Below are 13,545 nucleotides of genomic sequence, written 5' to 3'. Positions count from 1 at the left end.
CAGAGAAGCGCAATGTCAAAAAAATCCCAACAACTTTCACCCTTAGAAGAGCTGATTGCTGAACAAAAGTTATTGTGTGAGGAGTTCGATTCTGCTTACGTTCAGGTGAGTGGTGATGATGTCGTAGCTATTGCGGTTGAGACTTTAAATAAGGAACCGATTGTCGGGATTCGTAAAAAGCCTGAAACGGATGAAAATATTGGCTGGTTTATTTACGGGGGCGAACTGGAAGAGGGGGAAGACTTTTTCCAGACCATGACTGTTCGAGAATTACAGGATATTTTACCTGAAGTACTGCCATACCTAGCTTTGGGTGAGGGTTTCCGCTTTATGATTGATCGTGAAGATTATGAAGATGTGTGGAAGGAAGACTAATAATGCATGAGCCACGGAATATGTGGCTTTAATTAACTTCACTGCAAAGCATTACATTTCTATGTTGGTGTATTTATAGACAATTATTGCGGCTATGTTAATATAATAAGCAAATACACCTTGTGTAAGGGGAGTTGCTCCATGACAGCTTATACCATTATGAAAGCAGGCAAATATGAGGATGACATGATTCCTAAACTTGCCATACATGCTTTCCGTCACGCCTTTAACAAAGCATGTACGGTAGCAACGGTCGTTTATGCAAAAGATCAGCAATTACTACAACACGAAGTCAATGGACAAGAAACCGTGATTGCAGACCTACACCAAAACTATATAAGTGTTAATCATCTTCCTAAAGTTTTAAAACGCAAGAGAAAACAAGAGGCAGCTGTATAATAGAATGCCTCAACCAAGAATAAGAATGTTTGCCGGTCCGAATGGATCTGGAAAGAGCACAGTCAAAGAATATTTATTGCCCCATTATATTGGGGCTTATTTAAATGCCGATGAATTGGAACAGAATCTTCGCTTGAGTCAACGACTGGATTTAATGATCTATCATTCTGCCTTAAAAGCTCAATCCCTCGTTGCTTTCCTTAAACAGAAAAAGCGCCTTCAATCCGGGCAGTTTTTGGCTTTACTGCAACATGAACCCACCATAATTGATGATTGGAATATCCAGTTTCAGGCATCAGAAATAGATTCTTATCTTTGCGCACGAATTATTGACTATATTCGCCTGGAATTTTTGCGCTTAAAAATCAGTTTTACTTTTGAAACGGTAATGTCACATATCTCTAAAGTGGAGTTTCTACAACAAGCACAGCTGCAGGGATTTAAAACCTATTTATACTATGTTTCTACGGTTGACCCTAGAATTAATATTGCCCGGGTTAAATACCGGGTGAGTGTAGGTGGACATCCTGTTCCGGAGCAAAAGATTGTGGAACGTTATTATCGCAGTATTGATTTACTCATGCAGGCGATTGATGCCAGTGATCGTAGCTATTTGTTTGATAATTCTTCTAATGGCGAAAAAGCCGCTTTTATTGCCGAGATTGAAGCGGCTGAAACATTGAAAATGAACCCTGAGGTTCAACAGTTACCGTGGTGGTTTGCAGAAAAAGTATTTAAAGAATTTAGCGAATAATTCTTTATATCAAGATCTTTGGGATTAAAAAAACGGAAAAAATCAAACAAGATCTAACACCTGAATGGATATTATCTACCAATATGCTGGATTATTATGCGCCGTCCAAAGCGACTATATTTATCAAAATAGCCTAAGCAATAATAACTTCTTCAAGTTTATTTTCATACCAATCCTTCTGTGATTCTCCTAAAAGGGCAGTGCAGTTACTTAACTCAATTCCATTCAAAAATGTTATGCGTTGGATAATCAAATTCAGGTTTTTCTTTATCATATTGTCATGATTATTAACCCGAAGATAGAAAAGAAGATCACTATATAAGAAATATTCTCCTGAATGAAACTACAACAAAAGTAGATTTTGTTGAAATGCGTAACCGCCGTGATGCAACATTATCTATGCCTAAACTGATTTTACCTGCAATTCAGGTCAATATCGATGGAGGATAGTTCCTGGAAGCTGAGGTCAATGGTGGCATCTACTATTTAAATTCCTCTGAATTATTTTTAATAATTAAATCTAAAGTAAAAACAGGCTAAAAATAGGATATTGAGCCTAATTCTTTCATCTTAAGAACTTCCAGTTTTATACTCTTTTAAATATCTCTCAAAACAGAACAATTCACCAAATTTTGCCTATACCCACATAAATAGCCTAAGCAAAAAAAATATTTTAGAAAATTAACAATTGATTAAATACCTAATTTACTCAAAAATAATTTCATCTAAAAAGTAATAAAAGCACTCCATGATTTTAAATCACCAAATACATATTAATGAAACTGCTACAGCAAAAAATACGCTAATATTTATTCATGGCCTCTTTGGCAGTTTAAGTAATCTAGGTATGCTGGCACGTGCATACTATGAATCTCATTCAGTCATTCAAATAGACATCCGTAATCATGGCCATTCAGCACATGCAACAGAAATGAATTATGCTGTCATGGCAGCAGATATTCTGGAAACATTAGATAGTTTAAATATTCAAAAATTCTCTGCTATTGGTCATTCCATGGGGGGGAAAATTGCCATGCAATTGGCAAATCAGGCAGGGCAGAGATTAGAACAATTGGTGGTTTTGGATATGGCACCATTTGCATACCAGGAAAGCCATCATAAGCAAATTTTTAAAGCTTTGTTTGCAGTCAAAAATGCACAGATTGAAAGTCGGCAGCAGGCGACCCAGATTATGCGTGAATATTTAAATGAAGAAATGGTGATCCAGTTTTTAATGAAGTCTTTTAATAAAGGCCAATGGTTATTTAATGTCGATGCTTTATTTAATCATTACTCAGAAATCCTGGATTGGAAGATGATCCAGCCTTGGCAAAAAGAGGCACTGTTTATTCGTGGTGGTAAATCTGCCTATATTAGTAAGGATGAACATTTCAGTGCCATCAAACAGCAATTTCCGCATGCTAAAATTCAGGTTATTGATGATGCTGGACATTGGCTGCATGCTGAAAAAACGCAATCAGTTCTGGATGAAATGAATCGATATCTAAACTTAGTTTAGATATCGAATAGGTTCCCTGTTATTCAACAGCTTCATTGATAGAATCGGCTAACAGTTGATCTTCAGCCGTTAACTGTTCAGCCATTGCAGCAGTTTTTTTGAGCCCCGACATTCGATACTCGCTATGACCATAATCTTGAATGGAGGTCCAACGGCCACCCCAGGTTAAACCGACCGATTCTGAAATGGTTCCATATAACTGGTAACCTCGCATTGCCCAGGGGTCACGTTCTGAAATAACCACTTTACCATTACGCTTAAATGCAACATCGGCAGCCAAACCAAACTGATGATAACTTTGAAAAGCTTTGGCTCGAGTAATATGACTATTGCCAGCCAGGGCATTCTGGCGCTCTGGACTACGGTAACCCTCTAATAAAACCATTTCATAACCATAACGTTGTTGCATGATTTTAAATACCATTAATAAACGCTGTTTATAACGTGGATTCATTTTATGCCATCGACGATCGGCAGATATGATATCTCCATGTAAATGTGAGATAGATGAAGATTCTATATTTGTGCTAAATATTTTTGTCTGAATACTGGACTGGCTAGCCTCAATATGACTTGCAGAAATAATAGCTTCTTCAATTAAAGATTGTTCTACTTCAGGAGGAGGTGAAAGCATTTGCCCATCGAGCAAGGCATAAATTTGAGGATCTGCTTCTTTTAAATAATCTGCTTCAATTTTAGTCGGACTTACGGGGCGGGTAAAAGCAAAAATTAAGATACTGGCAAATAATGAAAATCCAGCAACCAGTATCCACCATTGTTGTAAATGCCAATGCGACTGGAGTTGTGTAGGTGCAGCAGCATCATTGAACTGCTGAGCAAATTGCCTGGCAGAATATAATTGTTTCTTAGCTTGCGGAATAATGACCAAAAAGAATTCTTGTACTTTAAAGCGTAAATCATAAAAAAATAACCAGGCCAGACTGAAAGCCAGCACAATAAACCCCGTGAAAATAGCAATAATCATGGAAAGACGACACTTTCTGAAGATATTGCAAGTGTTTTAGTCTCAGAAATATTTATAGAAAATTGAGCCAATTCATCCGATTCACGGTCTTTTACCAGACTTTCTCTAGCACTTAGCTGCTGATTAACAAGTACGGTATATGACAAAGAGTCAACATTTTGAGTTTGAGGGAACTTAACTTGATGATTGTCTTCTTGCTCAGGCTGATTTATTTTAAGGTCAGGTGGGCTCCCATGCATTTCTAAGCTTGTCGAAATTTGCTGCTTATTTTGCTTATGTGCTAAGACCTCCTGCTTAAACAAATCTATATTGCTAAATACAGAACGCTCCTGAATTTTCTGCTGATCTAAACTGTTTAAAGAGGTCGGTTTTGAAGTGGTCATGTTCTATTTTCTTTTTTAATTTTTTATGGTAAATAAATCGTAATATAGGCTTGTTCAGCAGGCTGACTGATAATGTTCTTATAAATAGATAATGACTTATTATTCTGATTTGAAAGCATCAAATTTAAAGATAAAAATGATAATAAAGCAAAAACTGCTAAAAAGACTAAAACTCTTCTAAATGGTAATTCACGATGAATGATATGTTTAATTTGATCAGGTAACGCGGCAAAGGGTGAAAAAGATGCTTTTTTACCTTTTAAAAAATCAATTTCATCTCCAACCCGTGCCATCATATGATACAAACTTTGTATGGACTCAATTCTAAATTTACCTTGAAAGCCAAGTAGCATGCAGTAATGAAAGACTTCTAGGGCTACTAATCGTTCTTTGCCTTGACTCCGCAATGACTCCAGAATTTCAAAAAAGCGATAGCCTGCGAGCTGTGAGCCAAAAAGGCTTAACTGTAAAGGACTAATCATCCAGTGATTCTGTAAATCAAAAAATTGTGCATTTGGTTGAGTCACAATGATTTCATCAAGCAAAGCACAATACGCATATTTTGCATCGTGAATATCAGCTGCTGAAAATTGCAGTTTTCGCGTCTGGTTCTCAAAACGATCTAACAGGGCTAAAATTTTCTCCTTAAATTCATCTGGATTTACTGGAATAAATTGATTTTTCAATAAAAAAACTACATAGAAACCCTCATGCAATAAATCAACTAGATTTGTTGCACTTGTGATGTTAGAAGTTGCAGTTTGGTTTAACCACAAATCAATTTGACCATTTTCAAAAAGTAAAGGCATTTGATTATTCATATACTGCTTCCTTAGCCATTAATCACTGCAATAACATCAACTGAAATATCCTGAAAGCCGGCTGGGATATAAATACACATTGATTCAGCATCCAACATACGTTGATATAATTCATTATTGGGTTCAACTTCAAAATAACTGACACCAGAACGTACTGGAATTGCTGTAGGGACTTGCATGAGATGATGTAAAGGAATGACGGGAAGGGCGGCTACAACACGTTGTTCTACATCTACGGAATTACCCACTTTAAAACGCAGTGGGACTAACTGAACCAGCTCATGGCTTTGCATCAGACCACTCGAAACTGCAATATAAAGTTTCGTGTCGCGGGTAATTTTGTCGGATTCCAGACTTCCAACCCAATACGAAGGACGTACTTCTTTTAAGGGAATGCTGATATAGCGATTTGAAATAATGGTATCGAGTAAATCGCGCAGAATGGCATCGAGCTGTGAAAAGCTTTCTTGTAAATGATGATGTTTATAATGAGGCAATTGATCCACTTCATAGGCGGTAGAAAAGGTCAGCAGTGATCCGGTTAAACGCAGTAATTCAAAAAATAATCGTTCAGGATGAATATGCGGATATTGTAAAAGATGATTCAGAGAGGCATATGCGGTGTTTAAGGCATTCACTAACCAGAAAGAAACAATATCACCAGAACGGAATTCGATGAGTTTTTGCTCATTTTCACGATTGTTGCTTTGAATGGCCTTAATTTTCGCTTTAATGATATTCAGACTACGTTTTAAACCTGACATCAGGCTGGCAGATGCATCAATATGCAAGATCGGTGGAATAAACTTGCAATCAAATTCAAAATTTCCCGAACTTTGCCGTTTAACTTTTGCCACGGCTAAATACAGAAATCCATCCAGGTTATGATTGGGTTCAATACCAGACTCAAGTAATTTAAATTCTGCACGGCGTCTTAACAAGGTAATATCTGCGGCTGTAGCATCGGTAAATAAATCATGTGTTTCAGTTAAGTGTGAGTGATAACGGCTAGGCTGGCTACTTTCTGCAAACGAGACATTGCGCTTATTGGGCTGAATTATAGGTAAGGCCAAATAGATCGTTATTTCTCCACGTAAAGTTAAGTTATCCAGTTGAATGGGCTCTGGTAATAAGTCACGTGCCGGTGCCTGATAAATTTCGCCATCTTGCCAAAGCATTTCTATTTTTTCTAAAGCCAGAACATGCGTACTTAATTGCACCTCATCAAATTGAATGGATTGAATCCCGTAAGCAAAAGGAATGGTTGATCGGATGGTATGATTTAAACGCTGTTCATGATAGGCATCTTGCAATTGAAAATGTTGTGGACGTAAAAATAAGCCTTCGCCCCAAAGAATTTTTTCTGCTTTAAACATTAAATTTACCCGTTGTTATTCGTATTATGAGTCGTTTTATAAGGATTGTTTTTGTACACCCAAAAGTTCATGTACTGTTTCTAAAGGGTTCTCGTTTTTAATCACATGGTTTAGCCATTCATGTAGAGGCATCTGGCTCCATTTAATTGTTTTTTGTAGTAAGTAGCTGACCGGGCTATGCGGTTCATTGACCTGGAAATAATCGGCAATATCTTGTAAAAGCTGCATGGCTTGTTCACGATTTGCTAAATGATTTTGTGCGTGTAGCTGAAATTTTTGTGCACAGGTTATCACTGTCGGTAGATCAACAGCTTGGTTTACGGTTTTAGCTGAATCGGTCAGGTCAGTGATAGGGCTGGATTGATCTGTCATGCATACTGAACCAAATGCATCAGTTTTGTAGATTTTTTTCAGGCTGCCATGAATCGATTCTAGCTGAGAATCGATAGCTGCAAAACCTGGAGCATCTACACCCATGAGGCCATCTATTACTTTTTTTAAAATATTCCACTGATTCAAAATTTCCCAAAAAGCCTGATAATTTTGATATTGGAAAGATTTTGACGTATTCAATAATGCCTGTTCAAATTGCTCTAGAGCTATATTGACATGACTGGTACTATTTTCTTCACTATGTTTACGGTGTAGATTTTGTTGATGTAATAAGCCATCATAGTCAATTAAAGAATAAAAAGGCGAAATATTTACCAAGGGAATATTCTTAATCAACATGGGCAGTTGATTAATCAGTCCTTGCAACAATCCCAGACGTTGATCCAAATCCTCCTCTTCAATTTTTGGGTGTAACAGTATCCAGAAATCGTTTAAGCTACGTTGGGTTAATTCTAAACCTTTGGCTACTCCTTCAAAACCGTACAGATTGGACCAGGCTTCAACCAACCAGGTATATAAACGAATATCTTTGGTTTTTTCAGTCAAAAGTTCAATGGATTTATCCTTTACAAAACTCCAATCGGCCAGTTTTGGTTCTGTAATCCAATCACCTTGTTCTAAAAGTAAATCATCCTGAGTTCGTGCTTTTTTAATGGCATGGAACTCATTGGAAAAAGAACAATCCATCCCGCAAGGGGCTTCAGCTGAAATTGCTTTTAATAATCTTTCCAATTCTAAATTCATGTTCTGCCTTCTGTTTTTTTAATTATGCTTCAGTAACACGAGGCTTTTTACTACGTTTTTTTATTTTGTTGACTACCGGATCAACTTGATAAGATATTTTATTATCTTGAACATCGATAAAGATGTGTTGTGGCAATTTTTGTTCTGCCAAACCGAGCAAAACTTGTGTGGCTAAAGCAGGCAATACGGATGAATTGAGAATGTTATCGACATTACGTGCACCACTATCAACCTCAGTACAACGGCTGAGCAGTAATTCAATCAGGTTTTCACTATAGTTAACTTTGGTGGTGTATTGTTGTTCTAGACGTGCAGTAGTTTTATCCAATTTATATCTGATGATGCGTAGCAGTAATTCATCATGTAAAGGGACGTAAGGTACAATACGCATACGGCCTAAAAATGCCGGTTTAAACTGTTGATATAAACTTGGTTTTAAGTGTTCTGTTAATTGTTCTGCTGTTGGCCAATCTTCAACTGCTGAGTTTAAGCAGGTTTGCATAATGACACTAGAACCGACATTAGAGGTCAGCAGAATGATGGTATTTTTAAAATCAATTAAACGCCCTTCGCTATCTTCAATCATGCCCTTGTCAAAGACCTGGTAAAATAATTCCTGGACATCGCTATGGGCCTTTTCAATTTCATCCAACAAGACCACACTATAGGGATTACGGCGTACCGCTTCAGTTAAAATACCCCCTTGACCATATCCAACATAGCCGGGAGGAGCTCCTTTTAGTGTAGAAACCGTATGTGCTTCCTGGTATTCAGACATGTTGATGCTAATCAGATGAGATTCACCACCATATAACTCATGAGCAAGTGCTAAAGCTGTTTCTGTTTTACCTACACCACTTGGACCCACCAATAAAAATACGCCTTGGGGTTTATGTGGATCTTCTAGTTTTGCTTTAGAGGTTTTAATGCCCTGAACTAGCTGATTTAAGGCATTCTCCTGTCCCATAACTCGTATTGACAGCTTATCTTTTAAATTCAAAATCTGTTTAATTTCATCATTGGCCATCTTTCTTACAGGGATCCCAGTCCAGTCAGAAATAATTTCATGAATCATTTGCGCATTTACGCGTTCAAAAACCAGCGGAGTGGTGCCCTGAAGCTGAGCAAGAGCTTCACGACATTGAGCAATATCTGGATTTGACTGACCTATAGCATGTTGTTCCAGTTCTTTAATCCTGTTGACCAGTTGTAGCTCTTTTTGCCACTGAGCTTGTGTATCACTTATTTTTTTGGCTAACTCAGCAATTTTACCTTTTAGCGCTATGATGCGTTCATGGTGAATAGGCATATTTTGTTGTTCTTTTTCTAGAATATCCTGTTCCAGATTCAGGTTATGCCATTGTGCCTGTAACTGGTCCAACTTCACCGGTTGTGCATTTTGCGTTAAAGCTACTCGGGCCGCTGCTGTATCTAATACACTGATGGCTTTATCTGGAAGCTGACGCCCACTGATATATCGATGAGAGCTATGGACTGCTGCAACAGTCGCTTCATCTTCAATGTTTACATTAAAATGATGACTCATGACAGGAATCATGGCGCGTAGCATATCAATAGCCACTGCTTCTGTTGGTTCTTCTACTTTCACCACTTGAAAGCGGCGACTCAGAGCCGCATCTTTTTCGAAAAACTGTTTATATTCAGCCCAAGTCGTTGCTGCAATGGTGCGTAATTCACCACGTGCAAGTGCTGGTTTAAGCAGATTGGCTGCATCGTTTTGTCCCGCCTGGCCACCCGCACCAATTAAGCTATGTGCTTCATCAATAAATAAGATAATAGGGTGAATAGAACTTTGAACTTCTTGAATTACCTGTTTTAGACGATTTTCAAATTCACCTTTGACACTGGCACCTGCCTGTAAAAGCCCCATATCAAGCATATGTAAATGAACATTCTTTAAAGCATCGGGAACCTGATTGTTGGCAATTTTAACAGCCAGGCCTTCCACTATAGCCGTTTTGCCCACCCCTGGATCACCCGTTAAAATAGGGTTGTTTTGACGACGGCGCATTAAAATATCCAGCATCAGGCGAATTTCGAGTTCCCGACCAACCACTGGATCAATTTTCCCTTTTTGAGCTTTTTCGGTTAAATCAATGGTGTACCGAGCTAAAGCAGGCGTTTGCAATATCTGTTTGGATAATTGTGGGGTTGGTATCGTATCTGGATGGGCTGCATTCTGTTCGTATTGTTGCTCGATACTTTGTGTACATTCATTTAAAAAGTTGTGTTTCATATGGTCTATTGGTAACAATTCAAATAGGCTAGAAGCTCGGATCGCTATTTGATAAAGATCTGGCGCAGTTAATAATGCGACCAGAAGATGACTGGTTCGAATCAAAGGTTTTTGTTCTGCTGAGGCCAATAACCAGGCTTGTTCTAATAGACGTATAATGGATTTTGCAAAAATTGGAGTCCGTGTATTGCCTTTAGGCAATTGCGCCATACTTTTCTTTAAATCATCCATTAACTCAAGAGGTGATATTTTGTAATTTTCTAATAGCAATTGGACATCATTATTTTCTTGATTGTGTAGAATTTCTAAAAATATGTGTTCAATTTCTATTTCGTAATTGCGTTGGGCTATACAGGTGTTGGCTGATTTCTCCAGTACCAGACGGGCACAAGAAGATAATTTTGTAATCAGAATTTTTAAATTATTCATAACATACTCAATATCGTTAAAAGAACATCAGTTTTTATTCTGTTTATTTACTGAATGATTTCGTTTTTATTTCTAGTTTGATTTTTTTAAATTTATTTATTTAAAACAATGAATTATGTTTGTTTTTTATAAAAATAATCTGCACATAATACACATTTTTTCTAAAAATAAAAAAAATATATGATGATTTTTTGTATCTTTTACATAAAAAAACAATAAAAAGTGTGGTTTTTACTTAATTCACTGTTGACTTAAACTAGTTGTTTTTTGTTAAATCTGCGCATTGATTAAGAATCATAATAATAAATTAAAGATTATAAAAATCATTTAATGTTCTTAAACCTATACTAATAATTAAATTTAAAGCTATAAAATTAGAGGCATCTTTTGAATAAATATAAATTTTTTTTATCCTTAGTGATGGGACTATCTATCACTCCTTTAACCTCCGCGAGCGAAAAATCTATTGAACTCAAAAGAGGTTGCATTAAGAACTATCCTTTGGTTCGTGATGAAATCGATCCAGAATTATTAAATATTTATCGTCAGATATGTGACAGAAAAAATAAGAAAAATATTGAATTGAAAAACGATTTATCTATTCAAGCTGCTCAAAGATTTCAGGCCATAGGGAAAAATCTGAAAGCATTGCAATGGGTCGAGGAGTTGCGTAAACAGAATGTTCAGCGCAGAGAGCTGACCGATGTTGCTTTTCTTGCAGGGATAGGGATTAGCCAGAGTAATTTACAGTATATGCGTAATAATGAAATGCGTTATCTGAATGCAGAAAATACTTATCCTGCAGCAAAAAAATTGTCTGATCATATTCAAATTTCCTTACCTGAACCTGATACCTCTAATGCTAAAGTCGTTACTGCAAGCACGGTCAGACTAAAACAACGGCTGAAAAGCAGTACTTTATCAAATCGTACCGTTGGAAAAGCCAACTCTGTAAGCCATCCCCAAAGTGTCAATTTACAGAGCAGAGTAATTAAAACATCTGCACGAGATACGACAGCGGCAAAAAAACTGCAAAGTAACAATTCTATAACTTCGGGTTCAAGCCCATTTGCTTCATTTAATAAGAACTAAAATAGGACAGTCTTCATGGCTAAACGTGAAAGTGTACAAAAGAAATTACAACGTATCCGTCCACCACGTGTACAGCTCACTTATGATGTAGAAGTCGGAAATGGTAAGGAAATAAAAGAGCTGCCTTTTGTGATTGGGGTTTTAGGTGACTTTTCGGCTGCCTCGGAATTAGAAAAAACCAAATTAAAGGATAAAAAATTTATCAATGTTGATTTGGATAATATTGATGAGGTCATACAATCACTGGCACCTCGTGCAGCTTTTCAAGTTGAGAACACCTTAACCGAAGAAGGAGGTTATATGTCAGTAGATTTAACTTTTAATTCAATGGCAGATTTCCGTCCAGAGAATGTCGTACAACAAGTCGATCCATTACATCAATTGGTGGAGGCACGAGAACGCCTAACTGATTTGCGTAACAAAATTTCAAATAATGAACGTCTTGAAGATTTGTTGGATGAAATTCTGCAAAATACAGATCAAGTGCACAAGTTAAGCGTGGAGGCAGAACATGAATAATTTTCATACTGCCACTGCAACAGCTACAGATATTCAAGAATTTACTTTGCTGGATTCGATTGTTGAGCAAAGTCGCATCGCACGTAATGAGGAAGAACATCATCGGGCCAAAAGCCTGATAGCTGAATTGGCTAAAGAAGTGATGGCTGGAACCATAACGGTTTCCGAAAATATGACCTTGTCTATTGATAAGCGAATTGCAGAAATTGATGCCTTAATTTCCAGCCAGTTAAGCAAAATTATGCATCATGAACAATTTCAGAAAATTGAATCAACCTGGCGTGGCTTATACTATTTCTGTCAGGAAACACCATCGCATTCTTTAATTAAAATTCGTATGCTCAACACCAGCAAAAAAGAACTGATTAAAGACTTTCAGGGAGCAACTGATTTTGATCAGAGTATGCTGTTTAAAAAAATCTATGAAGAAGAATATGGTTCGTTTGGCGGTGCACCTTATGCCACATTAGTGGGTGATTTTGAATTTGATCGTACTCCATCTGATATGTATTTGCTGGAGCAGATTTCCCATGTCGCTGCAGCAGCACATGCACCCTTTATCTCAGCAGCAAGTGCCAATATATTAGGCCTAGTGTCATTTACCGATATTGATCGCCCACGTGATGTTTCTAAAATTTTTGAAACTGCTGAATATATTCAGTGGCGTTCATTCCGCGAAAGTGATGATGCCCGTTATGTGGCATTGACCATGCCTCGCGTATTAGGTCGTCTGCCATATCATCCCAAAGATGGAACTGTGACACAAGGCTTTAATTTTATAGAAGAAGTGACTGGTCAAAACCATGCTGAATATTTATGGATGAACGCAGCTTATGCATTTGCGACACGCTTAACCAATGCTTTTGATATGCATGGTTGGTGCGCAGCCATTCGTGGCGTGGAAGGTGGTGGTCTGGTTGAGGGTTTGCCAGTACATACGTTCAAGACCAATGATGGTGAAGTAGTATTCAAATGTCCCACTGAGATTGCTATTACTGACCGTCGTGAAAAAGAACTCAGTGATTTAGGATTTATCCCTTTAGTACATTGCAAAAATACCGACTATGCTGTTTTTTTTGGTGCGCAATCGACTCAAAAACCGAAAAAATATGAGAGTGATAGTGCAAATGCCAATTCCGCTTTATCGAGTCAGATTCAATACATTATGGCCGTTTCACGTATTGCGCATTATTTAAAGGCTATGATGCGCGACAAAGTGGGTAGTTTTGCATCTGCTGGTAATGTTGAAGCATTTTTAAATGAATGGCTATCGCAATACGTTTTGTTGGATGATGGTGCATCGCAAGAGGCAAAAGCACAGTATCCGCTTCGCGAAGCTTCAGTAAAAGTTGTAGAGAACCCAGCTCAACCTGGACACTACAAGTCTGTGGTCTTTTTACGACCACATTTTCAATTGGATGAGTTGTCAGTTTCTTTGCGACTTGTTACTGAGTTACCTCAGTCCTCTAACTAATCAGAGCGCAATTTTATAATAATTT

General features: G+C 37.5%; 13 protein-coding genes. 7 read left to right on the top strand and 6 right to left on the bottom strand.

The genetic code is table 11. The annotated features are described in order from the left end of the window. Nucleotides 1–12 precede the first annotated feature (12 nt). The 4 genes from JFY49_RS08555 (at nucleotide 13) to JFY49_RS08540 (ending at nucleotide 3,047) form a co-directional block, all read left to right on the top strand. Nucleotides 13–375 (top strand): hypothetical protein, encoded by a 363-nt coding sequence (locus JFY49_RS08555; protein ID WP_180044142.1) that lies wholly within the window; start codon nucleotides 13–15, stop codon nucleotides 373–375. A gap of 141 nt (nucleotides 376–516) precedes the next feature. Further along, the gene (locus tag JFY49_RS08550) at nucleotides 517–774 is read left to right on the top strand and encodes a hypothetical protein (protein WP_180044140.1); all 258 of its coding nucleotides are present in this window, start codon (nucleotides 517–519) and stop codon (nucleotides 772–774) included. A 4-nt stretch (nucleotides 775–778) separates the two neighbouring features. Then, complete coding sequence (locus tag JFY49_RS08545; RefSeq protein WP_200222576.1) at nucleotides 779–1,528, top strand: zeta toxin; 750 nt, start codon at nucleotides 779–781, stop codon at nucleotides 1,526–1,528. Nucleotides 1,529–2,276: 748 nt separating this feature from the next. Next, the gene (locus JFY49_RS08540) at nucleotides 2,277–3,047 is read left to right on the top strand and encodes an alpha/beta fold hydrolase (protein WP_180174828.1); all 771 of its coding nucleotides are present in this window, start codon (nucleotides 2,277–2,279) and stop codon (nucleotides 3,045–3,047) included. Nucleotides 3,048–3,066: 19 nt separating this feature from the next. On the opposite strand, the gene JFY49_RS08535 is transcribed toward JFY49_RS08540, so the two are convergent. Genes JFY49_RS08535 through tssH form a run of 6 tightly spaced genes read right to left on the bottom strand, consistent with a single transcriptional unit; the run spans nucleotide 3,067 to nucleotide 10,435 of the window. After that, nucleotides 3,067–4,032, bottom strand: coding sequence for a M15 family metallopeptidase (locus tag JFY49_RS08535; RefSeq protein ID WP_200222575.1), 966 nt, complete (start codon nucleotides 4,030–4,032; stop codon nucleotides 3,067–3,069). Continuing rightward, complete coding sequence (locus tag JFY49_RS08530; protein ID WP_200222574.1) at nucleotides 4,029–4,415, bottom strand: hypothetical protein; 387 nt, start codon at nucleotides 4,413–4,415, stop codon at nucleotides 4,029–4,031. The genes JFY49_RS08535 and JFY49_RS08530 overlap by 4 nt, the downstream gene beginning before the upstream one ends. A gap of 23 nt (nucleotides 4,416–4,438) precedes the next feature. Next, nucleotides 4,439–5,236, bottom strand: coding sequence for a DotU family type IV/VI secretion system protein (locus JFY49_RS08525; protein ID WP_200222573.1), 798 nt, complete (start codon nucleotides 5,234–5,236; stop codon nucleotides 4,439–4,441). Nucleotides 5,237–5,247: 11 nt separating this feature from the next. Next, nucleotides 5,248–6,612 carry a type VI secretion system baseplate subunit TssK gene (gene tssK, locus JFY49_RS08520; RefSeq protein ID WP_200222572.1) on the bottom strand — a complete coding sequence of 455 codons (1,365 nt, stop codon included), beginning with the start codon at nucleotides 6,610–6,612 and terminating at the stop codon, nucleotides 5,248–5,250. Between the two features lie 36 nt (nucleotides 6,613–6,648). Beyond that, entirely contained in the window at nucleotides 6,649–7,749 is a 1,101-nt protein-coding gene (gene tssA / locus JFY49_RS08515; protein ID WP_200222571.1) for a type VI secretion system protein TssA, read from the bottom strand. A 22-nt stretch (nucleotides 7,750–7,771) separates the two neighbouring features. Beyond that, the gene (gene tssH, locus JFY49_RS08510) at nucleotides 7,772–10,435 is read right to left on the bottom strand and encodes a type VI secretion system ATPase TssH (protein WP_200222570.1); all 2,664 of its coding nucleotides are present in this window, start codon (nucleotides 10,433–10,435) and stop codon (nucleotides 7,772–7,774) included. 387 nt (nucleotides 10,436–10,822) lie between these two features. Between tssH and JFY49_RS08505 the strand changes: the two genes are divergently transcribed. The 3 genes from JFY49_RS08505 to tssC are packed head-to-tail and all read left to right on the top strand — an operon-like array spanning nucleotide 10,823 to nucleotide 13,520. Then, a complete protein-coding gene (locus tag JFY49_RS08505; protein ID WP_200222569.1) occupies nucleotides 10,823–11,527 on the top strand; it encodes a hypothetical protein in 705 nt (234 codons plus the stop codon). A gap of 15 nt (nucleotides 11,528–11,542) precedes the next feature. After that, nucleotides 11,543–12,046: a type VI secretion system contractile sheath small subunit gene (gene tssB, locus JFY49_RS08500; RefSeq protein ID WP_200222568.1), complete on the top strand. Its 504-nt coding sequence runs from the start codon at nucleotides 11,543–11,545 to the stop codon at nucleotides 12,044–12,046. Beyond that, nucleotides 12,039–13,520 (top strand): type VI secretion system contractile sheath large subunit, encoded by a 1,482-nt coding sequence (tssC, locus tag JFY49_RS08495; RefSeq protein WP_200222567.1) that lies wholly within the window; start codon nucleotides 12,039–12,041, stop codon nucleotides 13,518–13,520. The genes tssB and tssC overlap by 8 nt, the downstream gene beginning before the upstream one ends. Nucleotides 13,521–13,545 lie beyond the last annotated feature (25 nt).

It is taken from the genome of Acinetobacter sp. CS-2 (assembly GCF_016599715.1).
GTDB lineage: Bacteria > Pseudomonadota > Gammaproteobacteria > Pseudomonadales > Moraxellaceae > Acinetobacter.
The sequence above is the reverse complement of the archived record's forward strand: the minus strand, read 5'-3'. Positions and strand labels throughout refer to the sequence as shown.

Excerpts from the sequence above, each read along its gene's own strand:
- JFY49_RS08555 (WP_180044142.1), top strand. The coding sequence starts at position 13 with ATGTCAAAAAAATCCCAACAACTTTCACCCTTAGAAGAGCTGATTGCT.
- JFY49_RS08550 (WP_180044140.1), top strand. The coding sequence starts at position 517 with ATGACAGCTTATACCATTATGAAAGCAGGCAAATATGAGGATGACATG.
- JFY49_RS08545 (WP_200222576.1), top strand. The coding sequence starts at position 779 with ATGCCTCAACCAAGAATAAGAATGTTTGCCGGTCCGAATGGATCTGGA.
- JFY49_RS08540 (WP_180174828.1), top strand. The coding sequence starts at position 2,277 with ATGATTTTAAATCACCAAATACATATTAATGAAACTGCTACAGCAAAA.
- JFY49_RS08535 (WP_200222575.1), bottom strand. The coding sequence starts at position 4,032 with ATGATTATTGCTATTTTCACGGGGTTTATTGTGCTGGCTTTCAGTCTG.
- JFY49_RS08530 (WP_200222574.1), bottom strand. The coding sequence starts at position 4,415 with ATGACCACTTCAAAACCGACCTCTTTAAACAGTTTAGATCAGCAGAAA.
- JFY49_RS08525 (WP_200222573.1), bottom strand. The coding sequence starts at position 5,236 with ATGAATAATCAAATGCCTTTACTTTTTGAAAATGGTCAAATTGATTTG.
- tssK (WP_200222572.1), bottom strand. The coding sequence starts at position 6,612 with ATGTTTAAAGCAGAAAAAATTCTTTGGGGCGAAGGCTTATTTTTACGT.
- tssA (WP_200222571.1), bottom strand. The coding sequence starts at position 7,749 with ATGAATTTAGAATTGGAAAGATTATTAAAAGCAATTTCAGCTGAAGCC.
- tssH (WP_200222570.1), bottom strand. The coding sequence starts at position 10,435 with ATGAATAATTTAAAAATTCTGATTACAAAATTATCTTCTTGTGCCCGT.
- tssB (WP_200222568.1), top strand. The coding sequence starts at position 11,543 with ATGGCTAAACGTGAAAGTGTACAAAAGAAATTACAACGTATCCGTCCA.
- tssC (WP_200222567.1), top strand. The coding sequence starts at position 12,039 with ATGAATAATTTTCATACTGCCACTGCAACAGCTACAGATATTCAAGAA.